At 72.4% G+C, this 20,080-nt stretch carries 19 protein-coding genes and 1 pseudogene; 9 read left to right on the top strand and 11 right to left on the bottom strand.

What is annotated here, in order from left to right; genetic code table 11:
- Window positions 1-72 precede the first annotated feature (72 nt).
- Both ACZ4W5_RS00660 and ACZ4W5_RS00655 read left to right on the top strand, forming a co-directional pair.
- Window positions 73-657: a hypothetical protein gene (locus ACZ4W5_RS00660; RefSeq protein WP_465651778.1), complete on the top strand. Its 585-nt coding sequence runs from the start codon at window positions 73-75 to the stop codon at window positions 655-657.
- 459 nt (window positions 658-1,116) lie between these two features.
- Complete coding sequence (locus ACZ4W5_RS00655; protein ID WP_465651776.1) at window positions 1,117-2,859, top strand: glycosyl hydrolase family 18 protein; 1,743 nt, start codon at window positions 1,117-1,119, stop codon at window positions 2,857-2,859.
- A 118-nt stretch (window positions 2,860-2,977) separates the two neighbouring features.
- Here the strand turns inward: ACZ4W5_RS00655 and ACZ4W5_RS00650 are convergent, their stop codons facing one another.
- From ACZ4W5_RS00650 to ACZ4W5_RS00625, 6 genes and pseudogenes are all read right to left on the bottom strand, one after another.
- The gene (locus ACZ4W5_RS00650) at window positions 2,978-4,324 is read right to left on the bottom strand and encodes a multidrug effflux MFS transporter (protein WP_465651774.1); all 1,347 of its coding nucleotides are present in this window, start codon (window positions 4,322-4,324) and stop codon (window positions 2,978-2,980) included.
- Window positions 4,325-4,555: 231 nt separating this feature from the next.
- The gene (locus tag ACZ4W5_RS00645; RefSeq protein WP_465651772.1) at window positions 4,556-5,038 is read right to left on the bottom strand and encodes a hypothetical protein; all 483 of its coding nucleotides are present in this window, start codon (window positions 5,036-5,038) and stop codon (window positions 4,556-4,558) included.
- Window positions 5,039-5,540: 502 nt separating this feature from the next.
- On the bottom strand, window positions 5,541-6,419 hold the full coding sequence (locus ACZ4W5_RS00640) for an alkaline phosphatase family protein (protein WP_465651770.1): 879 nt from the start codon (window positions 6,417-6,419) through the stop codon (window positions 5,541-5,543).
- Between the two features lie 136 nt (window positions 6,420-6,555).
- Window positions 6,556-6,687, bottom strand: a pseudogene (locus ACZ4W5_RS00635) (ATP-grasp domain-containing protein); the annotation flags it as partial.
- Between the two features lie 125 nt (window positions 6,688-6,812).
- Entirely contained in the window at window positions 6,813-7,190 is a 378-nt protein-coding gene (locus ACZ4W5_RS00630) for a hypothetical protein (protein ID WP_465651768.1), read from the bottom strand.
- 72 nt (window positions 7,191-7,262) lie between these two features.
- Window positions 7,263-8,459: an acyl-CoA dehydrogenase family protein gene (locus tag ACZ4W5_RS00625; protein ID WP_360229908.1), complete on the bottom strand. Its 1,197-nt coding sequence runs from the start codon at window positions 8,457-8,459 to the stop codon at window positions 7,263-7,265.
- 89 nt (window positions 8,460-8,548) lie between these two features.
- Here ACZ4W5_RS00625 and ACZ4W5_RS00620 point away from each other — a divergent pair, with 89 nt between their 5' ends.
- Window positions 8,549-9,088, top strand: coding sequence for a GNAT family N-acetyltransferase (locus tag ACZ4W5_RS00620; protein ID WP_465651765.1), 540 nt, complete (start codon window positions 8,549-8,551; stop codon window positions 9,086-9,088).
- A gap of 95 nt (window positions 9,089-9,183) precedes the next feature.
- Complete coding sequence (locus tag ACZ4W5_RS00615; protein ID WP_360229911.1) at window positions 9,184-9,498, top strand: hypothetical protein; 315 nt, start codon at window positions 9,184-9,186, stop codon at window positions 9,496-9,498.
- Between the two features lie 93 nt (window positions 9,499-9,591).
- Here ACZ4W5_RS00615 and ACZ4W5_RS00610 read toward each other — a convergent pair whose 3' ends face one another.
- A complete protein-coding gene (locus tag ACZ4W5_RS00610) occupies window positions 9,592-9,900 on the bottom strand; it encodes an AzlD domain-containing protein (RefSeq protein ID WP_465652191.1) in 309 nt (102 codons plus the stop codon).
- On the bottom strand, window positions 9,900-10,646 hold the full coding sequence (locus ACZ4W5_RS00605) for an AzlC family ABC transporter permease (RefSeq protein ID WP_465651763.1): 747 nt from the start codon (window positions 10,644-10,646) through the stop codon (window positions 9,900-9,902). The genes ACZ4W5_RS00610 and ACZ4W5_RS00605 overlap by 1 nt, the downstream gene beginning before the upstream one ends.
- Window positions 10,647-10,818: 172 nt before the next feature.
- Between ACZ4W5_RS00605 and ACZ4W5_RS00600 the strand changes: the two genes are divergently transcribed.
- A complete protein-coding gene (locus ACZ4W5_RS00600) occupies window positions 10,819-11,409 on the top strand; it encodes a helix-turn-helix domain-containing protein (RefSeq protein WP_402478251.1) in 591 nt (196 codons plus the stop codon).
- A gap of 217 nt (window positions 11,410-11,626) precedes the next feature.
- On the opposite strand, the gene ACZ4W5_RS00595 is transcribed toward ACZ4W5_RS00600, so the two are convergent.
- Complete coding sequence (locus ACZ4W5_RS00595) at window positions 11,627-13,507, bottom strand: cholesterol oxidase substrate-binding domain-containing protein (RefSeq protein WP_465651761.1); 1,881 nt, start codon at window positions 13,505-13,507, stop codon at window positions 11,627-11,629.
- Between the two features lie 315 nt (window positions 13,508-13,822).
- The gene (locus ACZ4W5_RS00590) at window positions 13,823-14,065 is read right to left on the bottom strand and encodes a hypothetical protein (protein ID WP_465651759.1); all 243 of its coding nucleotides are present in this window, start codon (window positions 14,063-14,065) and stop codon (window positions 13,823-13,825) included.
- A 130-nt stretch (window positions 14,066-14,195) separates the two neighbouring features.
- Between ACZ4W5_RS00590 and ACZ4W5_RS00585 the strand changes: the two genes are divergently transcribed.
- Together ACZ4W5_RS00585 and ACZ4W5_RS00580 are read left to right on the top strand one after the other, a co-directional pair.
- A complete protein-coding gene (locus tag ACZ4W5_RS00585) occupies window positions 14,196-14,930 on the top strand; it encodes a carbon-nitrogen hydrolase family protein (RefSeq protein WP_465651757.1) in 735 nt (244 codons plus the stop codon).
- 386 nt (window positions 14,931-15,316) lie between these two features.
- Window positions 15,317-16,723 (top strand): class II fumarate hydratase, encoded by a 1,407-nt coding sequence (locus ACZ4W5_RS00580; protein WP_465652189.1) that lies wholly within the window; start codon window positions 15,317-15,319, stop codon window positions 16,721-16,723.
- A 122-nt stretch (window positions 16,724-16,845) separates the two neighbouring features.
- Here ACZ4W5_RS00580 and ACZ4W5_RS00575 read toward each other — a convergent pair whose 3' ends face one another.
- Entirely contained in the window at window positions 16,846-17,316 is a 471-nt protein-coding gene (locus ACZ4W5_RS00575) for an SPW repeat protein (protein WP_360245872.1), read from the bottom strand.
- Between the two features lie 188 nt (window positions 17,317-17,504).
- Between ACZ4W5_RS00575 and ACZ4W5_RS00570 the strand changes: the two genes are divergently transcribed.
- Both ACZ4W5_RS00570 and ACZ4W5_RS00565 read left to right on the top strand, forming a co-directional pair.
- Window positions 17,505-18,071: a PadR family transcriptional regulator gene (locus ACZ4W5_RS00570; protein ID WP_360245869.1), complete on the top strand. Its 567-nt coding sequence runs from the start codon at window positions 17,505-17,507 to the stop codon at window positions 18,069-18,071.
- A gap of 248 nt (window positions 18,072-18,319) precedes the next feature.
- On the top strand, window positions 18,320-20,020 hold the full coding sequence (locus ACZ4W5_RS00565) for an acyl-CoA dehydrogenase family protein (protein WP_465651754.1): 1,701 nt from the start codon (window positions 18,320-18,322) through the stop codon (window positions 20,018-20,020).
- Window positions 20,021-20,080: the final 60 nt, after the last annotated feature.

Genomic DNA, 20,080 nt, shown 5'->3' with positions numbered 1-20,080 from the left:
CCGTTTCCGCGCCCTTCGCGGCAGTCCCACCGGACCTTCCCTTCTACGCCGCGAACATGACAGTGTGGCGCCATGCGCACTCGTCTCCTCGCCGCCTCCCTCACGGCACTCGCCGCGGTGAGCCTCGCTGCCTGCTCCAGTTCCGCTTCGAGCTCGGGCTCCGGCTCCGGCTCGGGATCGGGCTCCGGCTCGAGCTCGGCCAAGGCCACCGTCGCGGCCGGCTCCCCCACCGCCGCCGCCACCGCCGACGCCACCGCCACGGCCTCGGCAGGCGCCCCGGCACCCGCGACGGCCGCACCGTCCGCACCCGCCGACCCGGGCTCCACGCCCGGCGCGGACGGCTCGGCCCCGGCCAAGCCCGCACCGCCCGCCGACGCCGGCCTGCCCGCCAAGCCGGACGCCGACCTGACCGGCAAGGTGGTCGCCGCACTGAACGCGATCGACCCGGCGATCGTCGGCGGCAAGCCCGACCAGGCGGTGGAACAGGCCCGCAAGCAGTGCCAGGCGCTGTACCAGTACCCCAAGGACAAGGCGAAGCTGGCCCAACTGGCCGACCAGCACTTCACCTCGCCCGAGCATCCACAGGGCTTCGGACCGGACACGGCCGCGAAGATCGACGACGCGCTGCGCGCCACCCTCTGCCCGGCGGCGCGCTGACGCCTCCCGCACCACCCCCGAACCGCCCGGTGTCCTGAGCTCCGGGCAGCCGTGGCCGCGCCCCGTCCGCCGGGTGCGCGGCCATCGGCGTCCCCGCCCTTCGACGGCCGGGGCCGTCCGCTGACGAACTGTTAGCTCTCTTGACAGACCAGTGGTCTAGTCCAAACATAAGCATGTCGATCCGACCGGGATGCACTGTGGGGGTGTGACCACCGGCGGCTGAGGCACTGCCCTGCCCTGCTCCGCTCCACCCCCGCTCCGTACGGCGTGCGCACCTTTCGCACCGCCGCCCGCCTCCATGCGAGGCGGCGGGCTCCGCACGCCCTCACGTCCGCATCGAACGCCCCCTGCACCCGATCCGGCCCCGGACGTCCGCACGGTCGACCCCACACGACCACCGGACGCCCCACGGCCCGTACGCCCCCAACATCCTCCCCCACCACGTCTGTTGGAGAATCCATGCGTCTTCGCAGAACCCTCCGGGCCGCGCTGACGGCCTGCGTCACACTGGCCGCCTCGGCCGGTCTGGTCGCCACCGGGACGGGCTCCGCCCAGGCCGCCACCCCGCTCCCCAGCCGGGTCTTCGCGCCCTACTTCGAATCCTGGACCGGCCAGAGCCCCGCCACCCTGGCCGCCCAGTCCGGCGCCAAGTACCTGACGATGGCCTTCCTCCAGGCCGCCACCAAGGGCTCCTGCACCCCGTACTGGAACGGCGACACCTCAAAGCCGGTGTCCTCCTCCACCTTCGGCGCCGACATCGCCACCATCCGCGCCAACGGCGGGGACGTGATCCCCTCCTTCGGCGGCTACACCGCCGACAACACCGGCACCGAACTGGCCGACAGCTGCACCGACGTCAACCAGATCGCGGCCGCCTACGAGAACCTGATCACCACCTACGACATCAGCCGGATCGACCTCGACATCGAGGACAACTCGCTGACCAACACGGCCGGCATCGACCGCCGGAACAAGGCGATCAAGGTCGTGCAGGACTGGGCCGCAGCCAACGGGCGCAACGTCCAGTTCTCCTACACGCTGCCGACCACCACCAGCGGGCTGGCCGACAACGGCCTCGCGGTGCTGCGCAACGCCGTCAGCAACAAGGCGCGGATCGACGTCGTCAACATGATGACCTTCGACTACTACGACAACGCCACCCACGACATGGCAGCGGACACCCAGACCTCGGCGCAGGGCCTGTACAACCAGCTGGCCCAGCTCTACCCGGCCAAGTCCCCCTCGCAGCTGTGGGGTTCGATCGGGATCATCGAGATGGTCGGCATCGACGACTTCGGCGCGGCCGAGACCTTCACGGTCGCCAACGCCACCACCGTGTACAACTGGGCGGTGTCGAAGGGCATCAACACGCTGTCCTTCTGGGCGCTCCAGCGCGACAACGGCAGCTGCCCGGGCAAGGGCGGGGACGACTCCTGCTCCGGGATCAACCAGAACACCTGGGACTTCACCCACATCTTCGCGCCGTTCACCAGCGGATCGACGGTGACCAACGACTTCTCGGTCGCGGTGAACCCTAACTCCGCCACCGTGAAGGCGGGTTCGTCGACCTCGGCGGCGATCGCGACGGCGGTCACGGCGGGCTCGGCGCAGAACGTCAACCTCTCGGTCAGCGGCGCCCCGGCCGGTGTCACCGCCACCGTCACCCCCGGCAGCGTCACCGCCGGCAACGGCGCCACCCTCAACATCTCCACCACCTCGGGCGCGGCGGCGGGCACCTACCCGCTGACCGTGACGGCCACCGCGCCCTCCGGCAGCCACACGGCGACCTACTCGCTGACCGTCACCGGCACGGCCCCGTCGACCGGCCTGGTCAACGGTGACCTGGAGACCGGCAAGGCGGCCCCCTGGACCTGCCAGAGCGGTGGCGGCATCGTGACCACGCCGGTCCACTCCGGCTCGTACGCACTGCAGGCCGCAGCCTCCGCGAGCCAGACCGGCGACTGCACACAGACCGTGACGCTCAAGCCCAACACCAGCTACACGCTGAGCGGTTGGGTGCAGGGCAACTACGCCTACCTGGGTGTCAGCGGTGGCGCCAACGCCAGCACCTGGACCATCTCCTCGGGCTGGACCAAGCTCTCCGTCCCCTTCACCACCGACGCCTCCGGCAGCGTCACGGTGTACCTGCACGGCTGGTACGGGCAGGGCAGCGTCTACGGGGACGACTTCTCGATCTCCTGAGCGACGGACGACAGCTGGCAGATGACAGCTGACAAGTAACAGATAACAGAAAACAGATAACGGATAACAGCTGACAGATTTCAACATCTGTCAGCTGTTATCCGTCTGTCGTCATCCGTCAGGCCCGCTCGGTCGCCCCCTCTGCCCCCTCCGCCGCCTCCCGCAGCCGCCCCGGCCGGCACAGCGCCGCGTACGTCGCCAGCGCCAGCGCACCGCAGCCCAGCACCACCAGCGCGAGCAGGGTCGCCGACGGTCGCCCGCCGAGGCTGCTCAACGGCGCGACCACCGCGCCGCACAGGAAGTTGCCCGTCCCCAGCAGTGCCGAGGCCGTCCCGGCCGCCTGCGGCTCCACCAGGCTCAGCGCCTGCGCCGCCGTGTTCGGCAGCACCACCCCGAGACTGCCCATCAGCACGAACAGCGGCGGGCAGAACCCGGCCAACCCGAAGTCCCACACCGTGGTCAGCAACACCAGCGCCGCCCCGGCCGCGACAGCCGTCCCGAGCCCGGCCAGCATCAGCGACCGCGCGGCGAAGCGCGGCGCCAGCACCCGCCCGTTCAGCTGGGTCATCACCACGATGGAGAGCGAGTTCAGCCCGAACAGCAGGCTGTAGGTCTGCGGGGACACCTGGTAGACGTGCTGGAGGACCGTCGACGACCCGCTGATGTACCCGAACAGTGCGCCGAACGCCAGCGAGCTGGTCAACGCCAGTCCCAGGAAGGGCCGGTGGCTCAGCAGCCGCGCCATCGTGCGCAGCGTCGCGCCCACCCCGCCGCCGTCCCGGGCCTGCGGCGGCAGGCTCTCGCGCAGCGCGCCGAACGCGGCCAGGGTGAGCAGCAGCCCGAGCGCCGTGAGCGCCCCGAAGGTGCCGCGCCAGGAGGTGAAGCGCATCAGCTGCGCCCCGATGATCGGGGCGAGGATCGGCGCCAGCCCGGAGATCAGCGCGATCGAGGCGAGGAAGCGCAGCATCGCCACGCCCTGGAAGCGGTCCCGGGCGACGGCCCGTCCGATGACCAGTCCGGCCGACCCGGCCGCGCCCTGGACGAAGCGGGCTGCGATCAGCACCGACAGGTTCGGTGCGAACACGCACACCACGCTGGACAGGGTGTAGACGACCAGCCCGGCGAGCAGCGGCGGACGGCGCCCGAAGCGGTCGCTGAGCGGCCCGAAGAGCAGTTGTCCGGCCGCGACCCCGATCATCGAGAAGGTGAGGGTGAGCTGGACGGCGGCCGGTTCGGCGACCAGGTCGTCGGCGATCGCGGGCAGGCCGGGCAGGTAGAGGTCGGTGGTGAGCGGGCCGAGCGCGGTGAGGCCGCCGAGGACGACGACGGTGGCCCGGCCGGCGGCTGCCGACCTGCCGGACGCCGGGGCCTGGACCTGGGCTGAGGCTGGAGCTGGATCTGGGGCTGGATCTGGGGCTGGATCGGTCGACGTGTCGTCGGTGGGACCGACGGTCGGGCCGGGCATGGCACTCCTAACGGACGCGGTGACGTGGGGTTCGTTCGCGGTCCGTCCTATCGCAGCACCTCGGGCGCGACGACGGCAGGGGTGCACCGGGACGGATCCGCCCACCGGCCGATCCACAGCACGCGCACGACGAAGGCCCGCCCGCACCTTCCGGTGCCCGGCGGGCCGTTCGTTCCCTGGTCAGGACGGCTGATCCGGGATCAGCGCCCGGTCAACGCCTGATCAGCACCCTCAGTGCTTGGCGACCTGCTCGGCGCGAAGGGCCGCCTGCAGCGTCGCGCCGTCCTGCCACGCGTAGAGCTGGTTGCCGGTGAGCGTCACATTGTAGTGCCCGCAGGTGCCGCTGGCCTTGGCCGCGATGCCCTCCGGGAACCAGCCCGCCTTGAGCGAGACCGGCACCGGGTGCGGCCCCTTGCCCGGCACCCCGGTGTTGCAGCCGGCGGGCAGCCGACCCTCGGGGAGGGTGGCCCGCAGCAGCCGGTCGTCGCCGGTGGTGGACATCAGGTACCTGACCGAGGAGGCGTTGTCGGGCAGCCAGGTCGGCACCGAGCGGCGTTCGGCCTTGGCCTGCGAGCCGCTGTCGAACGCGGCCTGCTCCTGGTGGCGCCCGTCGTACCACTCGGACACCCGCGGGCCGATTGCCACCGCTGCCACGGCGACGGCCATGCCGGTGCCCGCGACTCCCAGCGCGACCTTGCTCACGATGCCCTTCATGCCTGGCTGCCCTCTCCGTGTGCGGTGCCGATGCGTCCGGTGTGTCCGGTACGTCCGATGCCTGTGCTGCCTGCTGTGCGCCTGCTGCGTGCGGCGCCCGTGCTGCGTCCGGTGCGGCCAGGACCGCCGCCGGCCCGTCCGCGACCCGTCCGGGCTGAACGGTCCGCCGTCCGGGTGTATCCATCGTGGCGCGGGCCGACCTTCCGGATCGTCACCACCAGGTCGCGATCCTGCATCCAACCCACGGGGTACCGTCTCCACCTTCAGGCGTATGTCCGTGGGGCCGGCCCCGGAGGCAGGCGGGTGCCGCTCCGGCGCTCGGGCCGCCACGCCGGGCCCGGGTACGTCCCGAGCCCCGATCGAGCCTGACGCAGGCGCGGCCCCGCCGCAGCCCGGTGTGCTGCACCCGGGGCACCGGCCCGCGGGCGGGCATGGGCCGGGCGCGCGACGAACGGGGGCGGGGCGCCGGGTCGGGCGGGCGCCGGGTCAGACGGTCGCGGGGTCAGACGGTCGCGGGGACCGGCCGGGCGACGGGGAAGGGGCGGCCGTCCAGGGTCCAGTGCGGGTCGATCGGGCGCAGCAGCGAGGCGTACACCTGGGCGGCGACGTCGGGGTGGCGGATCTCGCCGATGGGCGGGCCGGCCGGGATGTCGTGCCCGGCGCAGGCGACCCAGGCGGTCCGCTCCTCGACGGTGCGGCCGCCGTGGCCGCCGGCGTCGACGTGCCCGTGGTCGGTGACCACGATGACGGTCCACTGCTCCTGCGGGTAGTCCTCCCGGCCGCGGACGGCGTCGAGCAGCCGGCCGAGGCGCTCGTCGGCGGTGCGCATGGAGGCGCGGTACTCCTCGCCGCAGCCGAGGAAGTGGGCGGTCTCGTCCACGGCGCCCAGGTAGACGAAGGAGGCCTCCGGGTCGGCGGTGCCGAGGACGTGGACGGCCTCCCGGGTGACCTCCTCGTCGACGGCCTCCCAGGCCTCTGGGGTGTCCTCGGCGGGGGCCACGTAGGAGAGCCGGCCGGGGGCGCGGAACAGCGGGCCGCCGGACTCGTTGATCATCAGCGGGTCCCAGCCGGCCGCGACGAAGGTGCGGCGGCGGTCGCCGCGGTTGAGGCGGGTGGCGAAGTCGGGGAAGACGTCCAGCCGGTTGCCGCCGAGGTGGTTGCCCCAGACGCCGTGCTTGGCGGGCTCGACGCCGGTCACGATGGTGGCCCAGCACGGTCCGGACATGGTCGGGGTGGAGTCCGCGACGGTCACCGGCACCAGGAACCCGGCCTCGGCGACCTCCTGGAGGCGCGGCATCGGCACCTGGGCGAGGTAGTCGTGGCGGACTCCGTCGATCCCGACCACGAGGACGCGGGGACGGGGCCACTGGACTGCGGACATGGTGGGGCTTCCTCTCGGTCGTGCACACCCGGCCGCGCCCGCCGAGGGCGCCGCCGACCGCGCCATGCTTCACGGTCGGCCGTACCGGTCGGCGACGGGGCGCCGAACGGCGGGTGTCCGCGAGGTGTCGGGAGCCGAAGCGGGCGTAGCGGCCGCCCGTGCGTACCTCCCCGTCGAGCAGGAACAGCCGGTACTCGGCGGCGATGGCCACCGGCTCGCTGACCAGGACGGGGGTGTCCGGGCCGATCCGCTCGCCGGTGCGGGGCAGCCGGTGCCGTCCGGGTGGACGGCGGGCGGAAAGGACCTGTCGGCGGCCGGCTTGGCGAAGGCCGGGTGGCGCGGCGCCCAGGCAGGCGAGCAGGCAGGCGAGCAGGACGGGCGCGCGCAGGGCCGTCAGCCCTCCGGCCGGAACTCGTGCACGACCTCGATCCGGCCGACGATGTGCCGGTTGAACTCCGCCAACTCCTCCGCCGGGACCCAGAGTTCGAGGATCGTCCGGCCACCGGCCTGCTGCACCGGGTAGCGGGCGAGGAAGTCCGTCTCCACCTCGAAGCGGGTGACGTAGCCGACGCCGGAGGCGGGCACGTTCCAGTCGCGGGCGATCCGGACCGCGTAGTCCTCGTTCAGCACGGGGTAGAAGATCGGCTGCTCGGGCAGCCGGGCCGGCCAGGCACGCCAGTCGGCGGCCTCGACCAGGGCCAGTTCCTGCGGGCCGGTGGGGCGCCAGAGGGTGGTGGTCGGGGGCTGCTGCCGGGCGGGCTGACTGGTCATGGCGGGACGGTAGCCGGGCCGCGAGGGGCCCGGCCACCGGTTATTCGCTGCTCGGGGTGGGTGGACGGCTCGTCAGCGGTAGGCGGACTCACCGGTGATGGCCTCGCCGAGGACCAGGGTGTGGATCTCGCTGGTGCCCTCGTAGGTGAGTACCGACTCCAGGTTGTTGGCGTGCCGCAGCACCGGGTACTCGGTGGTGATGCCGTTGGCGCCGAGGACGGTCCGGGCGCTGCGGGCGATCTCCAGCGCGGTGCGCACGTTGTTGAGCTTGCCGAAGCTGACGTGCGGCGGGCGGGCCGCGCCCTCCTCCTTGAGCCGGCCGATCCGCAGGGCCACCAGGTACGCCTTCTCGACCTCCAGCATCATCTCGACCAGCTTCTGCTGGGTCAGCTGGAAGCCGGCGATCGGGCGGTCGAACTGGATCCGGCTCTTCGCGTAGTCCAGGGCGGCGGTGTAGCAGTCGCGGGCGGCGCCGACGGTGCCCCAGAGGATGCCGTAGCGGGCCTCGTTGAGGGAGGAGAGCGGGCCGCGCAGGCCGGTGACGCCGGGCAGTACGGCGTCGGCGGGCAGCACCACCTCGTCGAAGGCCAGCTCGCTGGTGACGGAGGCGCGCAGGGAGAGCTTGCCGTGCACGTCGGTCGCGGTCAGGCCGCGGGTGCCGCGCTCGACCAGGAAGCCGCGCACGCCCTCCTCTGTCTGCGCCCAGACCACGGCGACGTCGGCGATGCTGCCGTTGGTGATCCACATCTTGCTGCCGGACAGCACCCAGTCGCCGCCCTCGCCGCCCTTGCCGCCCTTGCGGACCGCCCGGGTGCGCATGTTCGCCGGGTCCGAGCCGAAGTCGGGCTCGGTGAGGCCGAAGCAGCCGATCAGCTCACCGGCCGCCATGCCGGGCAGCCAGCGCTGCTTCTGCTCCTCCGAGCCGAAGGCGTGGATCGAGCGCATCGCCAGCGAGCCCTGGACCGAGACGAAGCTGCGCAGCCCCGAGTCGGCCGCCTCCAGTTCCATGCAGGCGACCCCGTACGCCACCGCGTCGGCGCCGGCGCAGCCGTAGCCGTCGAGGTGCATGCCGAGCACGCCCAGCGCGCCGAGTTCGGGGGCGAGTTCGCGGGCCGGGAAGACACCGCGCTCGAACCAGTCGCCGATGTGCGGGCGGATCCGCTCCTCGGTGAACCGGCGGACGGTGTCGCGGACCAACCGCTCCTCGTCGGTCAGGAGGTCGCCGACCGCGAGCAGGTCGGCCGGGTCGATCCGGGTCGGCTTCGGCATTGAAGCTCCTTGTAGTCTCGGCGGGACATCGGCGAGTATTCCGCAACCCGCCCGGTCAGGGACCGACGGGAGCGAGTGAGGAAGGCGACATGTCCGGCACCGGGTACGTGGTCGACGAGGTGACGGCCGAGAAACTCGAGTCCTCGGTTGCCGAGTTCGCCGGGCTGCTGACGGAGACCGTCGACGGCGGTGCCTCGGTCGGCTTTCTCGCCCCGCTGGAGCCGGGCGAGTCCGCGGCGTGGTGGCGGGCGCTGGTCCCGGAGCTCGCGGCCGGACGGCTGGTGCTGTGGACCGCCCGGGCGGCGGCCGACGGGCGGCTCGCCGGGACGGTGCAGCTGCGGCCGGCCACGGCGGCGAACGGGCGGCACCGGGGCGAGGTGGCCAAGCTGATGGTGCACCCGGCGGACCGCGGGCAGCGGCTGGCCGGGCGGCTGCTCGCGGCGCTGGAGGAGAGGGCGGCGGGGTCGGGGATCCGGCTGCTGGTGCTGGACACCGTGACGGGCAGCCCGGCCGAGCGGATGTACGAGGCGGAGGGCTGGACCCGGGTCGGCTCGGTGCCCGACTACGCGGCCGACACGACCGGCGTGCTGCAGCCGACCACCATCTTCTTCAAGTCGCTGGTGCGCTGACGGATCGGGCGGGCCGAACGGGAACGGCCGATTCGAGCGCGTACGGCCGGTACGAACCGAACGGCCAGTACGGAACACGGAAGGGGAGGCGGGACATGGCACGTTGGGCGCTGGTCGTCGAGGAGACGGTGGGCATCGGGAAGGACCGGACCTGGGGCAACAAGGTGCTCGGCGAGGTCGAGGGCACCCGGGAGGAGGCCGTCGCGGAGCTGCGGCGGATCGTCCCGACCTACACCCCGGAGCACCCCATGAGCAGCCGGCAGCAGACGCTGCTGCGGGACGGGGACACCTACCTGCTGATCTCGCGGGGGAGCATGCGGGACTACCACTGCGTGTTCAAGGTGTGGGAGCTGCTGTGGGACAGCAAGCGGCCCGAGGTGCAGGCGGAGCGGTTGACGAGTGACGACTGACAGATGACAGCGAACAGATAACAGATTTCGAAATCTGTTATCTGTTCGCCGAATACTGTCAGCTGCTTGCCGTCCGCCGTGCTCGGCCTGCCGTCACCCCAGCCCGCACAGCCTCAGCACCGCCGCCGTCGCCGCCCCGGCCACGACCACCACCGGGAACGGTGCCCGGCGCCAGGCGAGCACACCCGCGACCAGCACCCCCGCCGGGCGGGCCCACCCCGCGAAGCCGTGCCCCTGGGTCAGCGCACCGGTCGCCACCAGTGCGACCAGCAGCACCGCCGCCGCGACGGCCAGCAGGTGCCGGATCCGCGCCGAGAGCGCGAGCCGGTGCCCGAGCAGCGGACCGGCCACCCGGTAGGCGTACGTCCCGGCAGCCAGCAGCAGGATCGCGTACAGCGGCATCATCGGGCCTCCTCCTTCACGGCCGCCGGGGCGGCCTCCTGCTCCCCCGGTTCACCCGGTGCCCCTGGCCCGGGCCCCGGTCCGGGCCGCCCGGCGAACAGCAGCCCGACGAGGGCCAGCAGCACCGGCAGCCCGCCCGGCACGAAGGGCGTGGCCGCGACGGCCACCACCGCGCCCACCACCGCGGCCGTACGAGTCGCGCGGTCGGCGAGCGAGGGCAGTACCAGCGCGAGCAGCACGGCCGGGAAGGCCGCGTCCAGCCCGAGCGCGTCGGTGTCCCCGATCAGCCCGCCGGCGAGGCCCCCGAGCAGCACCGCGACGTTCCACACCACGAACAGCGAGACGCCGCAGACCCAGAACGCCGCCCGGCGGCGGCGCGGTTCGTGCTGCTGCAGCGCGAAGGCCGCACTCTCGTCGGTGAGCATCTGCGCCCCGAACAGCCTTTGCCACCAAGGGCCCTGGAGCACGTCGGCGACCGCGAAGCCGAACGGCAGCAGCCGGGCGTTGAGCACCAGGCCGGTGGCGACGGCCGCGAGCACGCCTCCCCCGGAGAGCACTATGCCGACGGCTGCGAACTGCGAGCCGCCCGCGAAGACCAGGACGGACAGAGCGGTCGGCACCCAGAGCGGCAGGCCGCCGGACACGCTGATCGCGCCGAAGGAGGCGCCGACGAGCGCGTCGGCGACACAGACCAGGGCGATGTCGCGAAGGGTCGCATGTTCGAGTGTTCGGAGTAGCGAACGCATGTTCATTAGCGTGAACCCAGAGTCGGTGTTCGTCAAGGCGAACGGAAGGACCGATGTGACGAACGTCCTCGAAGCCCGTAGCCCGACCCCCGGAGGCCGGCCGTGGCAGCATGAACGGCACCACCAGCGGGAAGCCGACCGAATGAGCCTGGAGAAAGCGTGAGTGGCGAGCATGAGTGACCGGACCACCCGGCCCGAGGGCGCCAACGGCTCCGGCACGGAGCTGATCGGCCAGATCGCCGCGTCCATCCGGCGCGAACGCGAACGCAGCGGCCTGTCGATGGCCGAGCTGGCCCGCCGCGCCGGCATCGCCAAGTCAACGCTCTCGCAGCTGGAGTCGGGCGCGGGCAACCCCAGCGTGGAGACGCTCTGGGCACTGGGAGTCGCGCTGAACGTACCGTTCAGCCGACTGGTCGACCCGCCGCGCCCCACCGTCAAGGTGCTCCGGGCCGGCGAGGGCCCGGTGACCCATTCTGAGCAGGCCAACTACGCGGCCACGGTGCTCTCCTCCTGCCCGCCGAACGCCCGGCGCGACATCTACCGGATCGAGGCCCAGCCGGGCGACACCCGGGCCTCCGAGCCCCACATGCCCGGCACCGTCGAGCACGTGCTGATCGGCTCGGGCCGGGCCCTGGTCGGCCCGACCGAGACGCCGGTCGAACTCGGCCCGGGCGACTACATCAGCTATCCCGGGGACGCCCCCCATGTGTTCCGCGCGCTGGCCCCGGACACCCTCGCGGTGATCGTGATGGAGCACATCTGACGCACCGCCGCCGGCTGCGGCGACTGGCCCCCAGCGGGTGGCGACCGGCGGGCAGCGGGTGGCGGGTGGCGGGTGGCGGCCGCGAACAGATGACAGCAAACAGATAACAGCTGACAGATTTCGAAATCTGTCAGCTGTTATCTGTTATCCGTTCGCCGTCACCCGCCGTCCGTCAGCGCCGGCCGCCCGCCGCCGCCTCCCGGCCCGGAGGCCCGGGCTACCTCAGCAGCCCGTCCAGGAACGGGTTCCCGAACACCCGGTGCGGGTCGTACCGGTCGAGCGTGGCGACCGCCTCGTCCCAGCCGGGCCCGCCCCCGGCGCGCAGGCTGTCGGGAATGATTCGGCCGATCAGGTCCGGGTCGGACCAGGCGGCGTCCGCCGTGTACGCCCACCCCTTGGACCACTCGACCCGCATCCCGGCCCGGGTGCCGTCGAAGGTACGCAGCAGCCACTGCTCCAAGTCCCGGGCGAAGCGCTCCAGTCCGGGCGTGCCGGGGAAGGCGAGGACGTCGAGCCAGACCGCGGTGTCCCACTCCGGGCGGTCCGCCCGGGGGCGCAGCGCGGACAGCAGCGGGGGCCGGGCACCGGGGACGCCGGAGTAGGACGGGTCGTCCAGGCCGGTGACCCGGATCTCCACCGCGCCGTTCACCGGGAATTCGCCCCTGGCCTGGTACTCGCCGAGCAACTGCCGGTAGTAGGCGGCGAATTCGCTGACCACCCACTGCAGGTCGGCGCGCTTGGTCAAGATCGCGTAGCCGTTGGCGGTGACGCGCAGCGTGGTGGGCCGGACGTACTGCAGCAGGGCGCGCGACGGGCCCCAGAGGTCGGAGCGCAGGCCGCCGGCGAGCAGGTGGGTGATCAGGTCGCCGGTGAGCAGGTCGCGCAGCAGTCCGCCGGAGAGCAGGACGTCGGTGAGGTCGCCGGTGAGCGCCACCTTGGCGATCAGGTACTGGAGTTGACCGAACAGCGGGGCCGATCCCCAGGCACCGGAGACGATTTGGCCGGCCAGTCGGGCGACCGGTTCCGGAATGCTGTCCGAGAACGGGTAGTTGTAGGGCTGGTCGACGGCCCGGGAGGCGAGCGGCTTGCTCGGGGCGACGGTCCAGGTCTTGAGCCACGGGTAGTCGGTGTAGGCGAACCAGATCGCCTCGACCCGGCCGTCGCGCTCGACGAAGTCGGCGAGGGTGCGCGGGCCACCGCCGCCACCCAGGACTCCGCCCAGCACTCCGCCGAGCAGCCCACCGCCCCCGGTGGCGGTGCCGGGGCGGGCGAACAGGTCGCTCGCCGGGATGTCCAGCCGGCTGACGCAGCGCAGCGAGCGGTCGGCTCCGACGCGCAGCACGACCTCGGTGAGGAAGGCGCGGCCCAGGTGCACCAGGAACGCGGCGCTGTCGGCCTCGGCTCGGTCGAAGGTGCGCAGCCCGTAGCGGCCGGTCGCCGGGTCGAGGACGACGGCGGTGAGCTTGACCACCTGGTTGCTGACCGAGCCGTAGCCGTGCCCGTCCGGGCGCGGTTCGCCACCGGCGCCGGTGGCGGTGCCGTGGCCGCCGATGGCGAGCACTCCGCCGACGGTGAGGTCGCCCGGCGCCGGGCAGGCCGTCAGGCCGAGGCCCCGGTCGGACAGGTGGGCGAGCAGCGCCTCCATGCTCGCGCCGGTCTGCGCACGCACGGTGGTGGGCGAGTCGGCGGTGATGGCGGTGAGGTACCGGTTGGTGTCCACGAGCAGGACCCGGGCGTCGGCCGGGGTGCCGTTGGCGACGGTGAGCGGCGCCCAGGTGTGCCGGTAGCCGGTGGCGCGAAGCCGCCAGCCGTTGGCGTGCGCCCAGTCGGCGAGGGCCGGGACCTCCTCGGGGGTGCGCGGCGCGCAGGTCCACAGCTGGTCGGTGCGGATCTCACCGGACCAGTTCTGGAACACCCGCTGGTACAGCTCGGTGCCGGCGGGAAGGCCGGGCGGTACGGGTGTGGCCGCCTCGGCGCTGTCCGGGCGGATGGTTCCGCGCAGCAGCCAGGCGGCGCCGCCGAGCGCCGCGGAGGCGCCGAGCAGTTGCCGCCTGCTCAGGCCGCGGTGGGTGTCGTTGCCGTCGTGTTCTGTGGTCATCCGGTCCGCCCCCTGCATCGGTTCCCCGGGCCGGATCGCGGCGCTCCGGGGCGGTCGGCATCCGCCTGACCCGGTCAGGAGCGTACGAAGTGCCGTACGACAGTTTGAAGCGTTCCGGCCGGGATCTCACTCGTTCGAGTGATCATGGCGCGAACGGGCGAGACCCGTCCACTGTCCACTCCGTCCGCGCCGAGCTGCCCCGGCAGTAGTCGCGCCGCCTCCGGCCGGGCCGGGTTCAGCGTGGCGCCGCGAGGGCGGCCTCCGCGTAACGCTGCCACCGGTCGGCCGCCGTACCGGGCAGGCAGACCCAGTCCTTCATCGGTCGCCGCCCGCCGGGTCGAACAGGTGCGCCCCCGTCAGGGCGAGCGCCTCCGCGGGCTCCGCCGATTCCCGGCCGAGCCGGCAGACAAGTTCGTCCCCGTGCAACCCGGCGAAGGCCTTGCCGTCGGTGTCCTTCAGACAGGGCATGCCGAACATCTTGGAGCGGTGGGCGCCCCGGGGCGCCAGTTCGTCGGCGATCGCCTCGTAGCGGGTGGCGGCGGCATCGTTGCTGTTCATGCCGCCATGGTGGGGTTCGGTGAGGCGGGCGTCCAGCCCGGCCGGACCGGGTTCCCGGCCCTTGCCCAGCTCCTCGGCGGCCGCATAGGTTGATCTTGACCACTGCCCCCACCTGCCCGGAGGCCCCGCCATGCCCTCGTCCGCGCCGCTGACCGTCACCGTGGCCCAGCCCCTCTGCGCCGAGCGCGGCCGCCCGGACACCCTGGCCGTCAACGTCGAGCGGCACGCCGAGGCCGTCCGGGCGGCGGGGACCCGCCTGGTGGTGTTCCCCGAGCTGTCGCTGACCGGCTACGACCTGACCGCCCCCGCCGTCGACCCGGCCGACCCGCGGCTCGCCCCGCTGGTCGAGGCCTGCGCCGCCACCGGCGCCCTCGCGCTGGTCGGCGCGCCGGTAGCGGCGGCCGACGGGCACGAGTCGATCGCCACCCTGGCGGTCACCGGCGAGGGCGCCACCGTCGTCTACCGGAAGATGCGCCTGCACGGCGAGGGCGAGCCCGACCGCTTCACCCCGGGCGAGAAGCCCGTCGTGCTGGAGCTGGACGGGCTGCGGCTGGGCCTCGCGGTCTGCGCCGACGCCGCCGACCCGACGCACGCCGAGGAGACCGCCGCGCTCGGCATCGACGCCTACGTCGCCTCCACCCTGTACGGCCCGGGCGCCGCGCAGGCCGAGCGGCGGGACGAGCACTGCCGGGCGCGCGCCACCGCGCACGGGGTCTGGGTCGTGCTGTCCACGTCCGCGGGGTCCACCGGCGAGTACCCGGACAGCTCGGGCGGTTCCGGGATCTGGGCACCCGACGGGTCGTCCGTCGCCCAGGCCGGCACCGAGCCGGGCGAGCTGGTCCGCGCCGAGCTGCCCCGGCGCTAGGGCGTGTCTGACAATTCCCGCCGGGCGCGCGACGCTCCCCCAGCCTTCGGCCGGGAGGTACCCCCAGGGCACAAGCGCACCTCGCCGCGTTGTCGTCAGTCGCCGATGGCCCCCAGCCTTCGGCCGGGAGGTGCCCCCACCGCATGGACTCTCCCCCAGCCTTCGGCCGGGAGGTGCCCCCATCCTCCGCCTTGCGATGCACCCACCCCAACGCCGCGCGCTGATCCGACGCGAATTGTCAGACACGCCCTAGCCACGCCGCACATCGCGTCCCGGATCGGAGATCGCCGGCCCCGGGTGGAAATACCCGGGGCCCGCGCGCGGCTGTCGTGATCGGAAGTCCCGTGACCGGGCCTGACCGGCCCGTACAGGAGGTGCAGCGCGCGATGGGTGACGAGCGGGAGAAGCCGCAGGAGTACCGGATCGAGCACGACTCGATGGGCGAGGTGCGGGTGCCGGCCGCCGCGAAGTGGCAGGCGCAGACGCAGCGGGCGGTGGAGAACTTCCCGGTGTCCGGCCAACGGCTGGAGCGCGCGCACATCGCCGCGCTGGCCCGGGTCAAGGCGGCCGCGGCGCGGGTCAACGCCCGCCTCGGGGTCCTGGACGAGGAGACGGCCGGGGCGATCGCGGCGGCCGCCGAGGAGGTCGCGGAGGGCCGCTGGGACGACGAGTTCCCGGTGGACGTGTTCCAGACCGGTTCGGGCACCTCGTCCAACATGAACGCCAACGAGGTGATCGCCACGCTGGCGGCGGAACGGCTGGGGCGGCCGGTGCACCCGAACGATCAGGTGAACGCCAGCCAGTCGTCCAACGACGTGTTCCCGTCCTCGATCCACATCGCCGCCACGGCCGCCGTCACCCACGACCTGATCCCGGCGCTGGAGCACCTCGCGGAGGCGTTGGAGCGCAAGTCGGTCGAGTTCGCGCAGGTGGTCAAGTCCGGCCGCACGCACCTGATGGACGCCACGCCCGTCACCCTCGGCCAGGAGTTCGGCGGCTATGCGGCCCAGGTGCGGCACGGGCGGGAGCGGCTGCTGGCGACCCTCCCCCGGGTCGCCGAACTACCACTCGGCGGAACGGCGGTGGGCACCGGCATCAACACCCCGCCCGGGTTCCCGGCGGCCGTCATCGAGGAGGTCGCCCGGGCCACCGGGCTGCCGCTGACCGAAGCCCGAGACCACTTCGAGGCGCAGGGCGCGCGGGACGCGCTGGTCGAGCTGAGCGGCCAACTGCGCACGGTCGCGGTCGGGTTCACGAAGATCGCCAACGACCTGCGGTGGATGGGCTCCGGCCCGCGCACCGGCCTCGGCGAGATCAACCTGCCGGACCTGCAGCCCGGTTCGTCCATCATGCCGGGCAAGGTGAACCCGGTGCTGCCCGAGGTGGTGCTGATGGTCGCCGCCCAGGTGGTGGGCAACGACGCGACGGTGACGCTGGCCGGCGCAAGCGGCAACTTCGAGCTGAACGTGATGCTCCCGGTGATCGCCCGCAACGTGCTGGAGTCGGTGCGGCTGCTGGCCAACAGCGCCCGACTGCTGGCGGACCGGACGGTGGACGGGATCACCGCGAACGTCGAACGGGCCCGCGAGTACGCGGAGTCCTCGCCCTCGGTGGTGACGCCGCTGAACCGGTACATCGGCTACGAGGAGGCGGCGAAGGTCGCCAAGCAGGCACTGGCGGAGCGGAAGACCATCCGTCAGGTGGTGCTGGAGCGAGGGCACGTCGAGCGCGGCGCGCTCACCGAGGAGGAGCTGGACCGGGCGCTCGACGTGCTGCGGATGACGCACCCGTAACCGGTCGGCCGGACAGGGGCGGGCGTCGGGCCGGGCCGTCGGGCCGGGTCGGGCCGGTCGGTGCGCCGGGGCGCGGCGGGCACGAGTGCCCTCCGTGCCCCGGACGCGGGCTGCGGGGAAGGTCAGCCCTTGGCGCGGCCGGCCCGGCCGAGCCGCATCGCTGCTCCGTTCGACGTGATCGTGGCCATCGAGAGCGCCGCGAGTCCGAGCAGGAACATCACGGCACCGACGATGACGCAGGTGACGATGTTCTTGCCGTGTGCGACGGACCCGGAGACGGCCCAGGGAGAGATGATCGTCCAGATGCCGAGCGCGGCGGCGGCCCAAGCCCTCGCGTGGGTGCGCTCGTAGGCCGAGCCGTAGCCGGCCATCAGGGCCGTGTAGGCCAGCCCGACGATCAGGCAGGTCACGGTCAGGGTGCTGAACGCGGTGAAGCCGACGATCCACGGCGATGCCGCGAGGAACAGACCGGCCAGAACGGCCAGGGCTTCGACGCCCTGGGCGCGGGGGGTCGAGGTGACCCGCTCGTAGTGTTCCCGGAGTTCGACGATGTCCGGGTGGTGCTCCATGCCTGCCGGCACGTGGGTTGCCACCGATACCACCTCCTGTGGTTCGGGACCATTGAAAGGGGCAAGCCCCGTACCTATTCTGGCGCTTCTCCAAGGTTTTGCACCTGATAGTCCGGAATGACCGATAACCATCCGATCACGCCGGTGACCTGTGTCTCAACACTCCGAGGGCCCATTGCCTATGCAACTCGTTGCATAGCAGGATGCGGGGCATGGCACTGGAGCACGCGATCCTCGTCTCGCTGCTGGAGCAGCCCGGTTCCGGGTACGAACTGGCCCGGCGCTTCGACCGCTCCATCGGACGCTTCTGGACCGCCACCCACCAGCAGATCTACCGGGTGCTGCGGCGGATGGAGGCGGACGGCTGGGTCGCCGCCGAGGAGGTCGCGCAGGACGGCCGCCCGGACAAGAAGGTCTACTCGGCGGCCGGCCCCGGACGGGCCGCGCTGGCCGACTGGCTGCGCGAACCGGTCGAACCGGAGACCGTGCGGCACGAGCTCGCGGTCAAGATCCGGGCCGCCGCCTTCGACGACCCGGCCGCACTGATCTCCGAGGTCGAGCGGCACCGCGAGAGCCACGCCGCCCTCCTCGCCCGCTACCTGCACGGTGAGCAGCGGGACTTCCCCGACCTCACCGCGCTGGACACCCGGCAGGAGCTCCAGCACGTCGTGCTGCGCGGCGGCATCGAGTTCGAGCGGATGACCCTCGCCTGGCTGGACGACGTGCTCGCCACCCTGCGCCGGCTCGCGGAGGACGGACGGGGAAGAGCGGACGAATGACGGCGGACGAACGGCCGACGGACGGACGGTAGGCGGCAGACGACGGGTAACAGATCACAGATAACAGATGACAGAGTTTGAAATCTGAAATCTGTTCGCTGAAATCTGTCTTCTGAACTCTGTTCGCTGCCGTCCGTTCACCCGCCCGCCTCGCCCGCCGCTCCCCTCTCCCTCTCCCCCGCCGCACCTTGCCCCGCCCTGCCCCACCCCGCCGAGTTCTCACACCCTCGACCCCCTGGGAGCCCCCGATGCTCTTCAACCCGCGCACCTACGACCCCGCGCAGTTCGACGAGCCGACCCGCCGGCTGCTGCGCGCGACCGTCGACTGGTTCGAGTCCCGCGGCAAGAAGGCGCTCATCGACACCTACATCGACCGCGCCTGGTACGGCGACTTCATCGAATTCGCCGCCCGGGAGGGCCTGTTCGCGGAGTTCCTGACCCCGTCCGCAGCCGATGCCGACAAGCGCTGGGACACCGCGCGGATCGCCGAGCTGAACGAGATCCTCGGCTTCTACGGCCTCGGCTACTGGTACACCTGGCAGGTCACCATCCTGGGCCTCGGCCCGGTCTGGCAGAGCGAGAACGAGGCCGTCCGGGCCCGCGCCGCCAAGCTCCTCGCCGAGGGCCACGTGATGGCCTTCGGCCTGTCCGAGCGCACCCACGGCGCCGACATCTACTCCACCGACATGATCCTCACCCCGGACGGGGAGGGCGGCTTCACCGCGACCGGCCCCAAGTACTACATCGGCAACGGCAACGTGGCCGGCCTGGTCTCGGTGTTCGGCCGCCGCTCGGACATCGAGGGCCCCGAGGGCTATGTCTTCTTCGCCGCCGACAGCCGCCACGACGCGTACCACTTGGTCAAGAACGTGGTGAACGCCCAGATGTACGTCAGCGAGTTCCGCCTGGAGGACTACCCGGTCCGGGCCGAGGACGTGCTGCACACCGGGCAGGCTGCCTTCGACGCCGCGCTGAACACCGTCAACGTCGGCAAGTTCAACCTCTGCACCGCCTCGGTCGGCATCTGCGAGCACGCGATGTACGAGGCCGTCACGCATGCCCACAACCGGGTGCTGTACGGCCGCAAGGTCACCGACTTCCCGCACGTGCGGCGGGAGTTGACCGACGCCTACGCCCGCCTGGTGGCGATGAAGCTGTTCAGCGCGCGGGCCGTGGACTACTTCCGCACCGCCTCCGCCGAGGACCGCCGCTACCTGCTCTTCAACCCGATGACCAAGATGAAGGTCACCACCGAGGGCGAGAAGGTCATCGACCTGATGTGGGACGTCATCGCGGCCAAGGGCTTCGAGGCGGACACCTACTTCGACAAGGCCGCCAAGGACATCCGCGGCCTGCCGAAGCTGGAGGGCACGGTTCACGTCAACCTGGCGCTGATCCTCAAGTTCATGGGCAACTACCTGTTCGCGCCCGCCGAGTACGCGCCGGTGCCGACCCGGCTGGACGCCGCCGACGACGCCTTCCTGTTCCACCAGGGCCCGGCCCGCGGCCTCGGCGCGATCCGCTTCCACGACTGGCGCGCCGCCTACGACCGGCACGCCCAGCTGCCGAACGTCGCCCGGTTCCGCGAGCAGGCCGACGGCTTCTGCGAGCTGCTGCTCAAGCACGCGCCGAGCAAGGAGCAGCAGGCCGACCTGGACTTCCTGCTGGAGATCGGCCAGCTGTTCGCGCTGATCGTCTACGGCCAGCTGGTGCTGGAGCAGGCCGAGCTGACCGGCCTCGACGCCGACGTCCTGGACCAGGTGTTCGACGCGCTGGTCCGCGACTTCTCCGCGCACGCGACCGAGCTGCACGGCAAGGCCTCCGCCACCGAGGAGCAGGCCGCCTGGGCGCTGGCCCACGTGCGCCGCCCGGTGGCGGACGCCGAGCGCGCCGCGAAGGTGTGGGCCCGGGTCGAGGCGCTCTCGGGCGCGTACGAGATGCAGCCGTGACGCAGCCGTAGGTCCGGCGAGGACCAGTACGACTCCGGGGGTGCCGGTCGGCGGACCGGC

It is taken from the genome of Kitasatospora sp. NPDC029367 (assembly GCF_055569135.1).
The sequence above is the reverse complement of the archived record's forward strand: the minus strand, read 5'-3'. Positions and strand labels throughout refer to the sequence as shown.

What these genes read in the sequence shown, in the direction of transcription:
- ACZ4W5_RS00660 (WP_465651778.1), top strand. Translation starts at nt 73, where the DNA reads ATGCGCACTCGTCTCCTCGCCGCCTCCCTCACGGCACTCGCCGCGGTG.
- ACZ4W5_RS00655 (WP_465651776.1), top strand. Translation starts at nt 1,117, where the DNA reads ATGCGTCTTCGCAGAACCCTCCGGGCCGCGCTGACGGCCTGCGTCACA.
- ACZ4W5_RS00650 (WP_465651774.1), bottom strand. Translation starts at nt 4,324, where the DNA reads ATGCCCGGCCCGACCGTCGGTCCCACCGACGACACGTCGACCGATCCA.
- ACZ4W5_RS00645 (WP_465651772.1), bottom strand. Translation starts at nt 5,038, where the DNA reads ATGAAGGGCATCGTGAGCAAGGTCGCGCTGGGAGTCGCGGGCACCGGC.
- ACZ4W5_RS00640 (WP_465651770.1), bottom strand. Translation starts at nt 6,419, where the DNA reads ATGTCCGCAGTCCAGTGGCCCCGTCCCCGCGTCCTCGTGGTCGGGATC.
- ACZ4W5_RS00630 (WP_465651768.1), bottom strand. Translation starts at nt 7,190, where the DNA reads ATGACCAGTCAGCCCGCCCGGCAGCAGCCCCCGACCACCACCCTCTGG.
- ACZ4W5_RS00625 (WP_360229908.1), bottom strand. Translation starts at nt 8,459, where the DNA reads ATGCCGAAGCCGACCCGGATCGACCCGGCCGACCTGCTCGCGGTCGGC.
- ACZ4W5_RS00620 (WP_465651765.1), top strand. Translation starts at nt 8,549, where the DNA reads ATGTCCGGCACCGGGTACGTGGTCGACGAGGTGACGGCCGAGAAACTC.
- ACZ4W5_RS00615 (WP_360229911.1), top strand. Translation starts at nt 9,184, where the DNA reads ATGGCACGTTGGGCGCTGGTCGTCGAGGAGACGGTGGGCATCGGGAAG.
- ACZ4W5_RS00610 (WP_465652191.1), bottom strand. Translation starts at nt 9,900, where the DNA reads ATGCCGCTGTACGCGATCCTGCTGCTGGCTGCCGGGACGTACGCCTAC.
- ACZ4W5_RS00605 (WP_465651763.1), bottom strand. Translation starts at nt 10,646, where the DNA reads ATGCGTTCGCTACTCCGAACACTCGAACATGCGACCCTTCGCGACATC.
- ACZ4W5_RS00600 (WP_402478251.1), top strand. Translation starts at nt 10,819, where the DNA reads ATGAGTGACCGGACCACCCGGCCCGAGGGCGCCAACGGCTCCGGCACG.
- ACZ4W5_RS00595 (WP_465651761.1), bottom strand. Translation starts at nt 13,507, where the DNA reads ATGACCACAGAACACGACGGCAACGACACCCACCGCGGCCTGAGCAGG.
- ACZ4W5_RS00590 (WP_465651759.1), bottom strand. Translation starts at nt 14,065, where the DNA reads ATGAACAGCAACGATGCCGCCGCCACCCGCTACGAGGCGATCGCCGAC.
- ACZ4W5_RS00585 (WP_465651757.1), top strand. Translation starts at nt 14,196, where the DNA reads ATGCCCTCGTCCGCGCCGCTGACCGTCACCGTGGCCCAGCCCCTCTGC.
- ACZ4W5_RS00580 (WP_465652189.1), top strand. Translation starts at nt 15,317, where the DNA reads ATGGGTGACGAGCGGGAGAAGCCGCAGGAGTACCGGATCGAGCACGAC.
- ACZ4W5_RS00570 (WP_360245869.1), top strand. Translation starts at nt 17,505, where the DNA reads ATGGCACTGGAGCACGCGATCCTCGTCTCGCTGCTGGAGCAGCCCGGT.
- ACZ4W5_RS00565 (WP_465651754.1), top strand. Translation starts at nt 18,320, where the DNA reads ATGCTCTTCAACCCGCGCACCTACGACCCCGCGCAGTTCGACGAGCCG.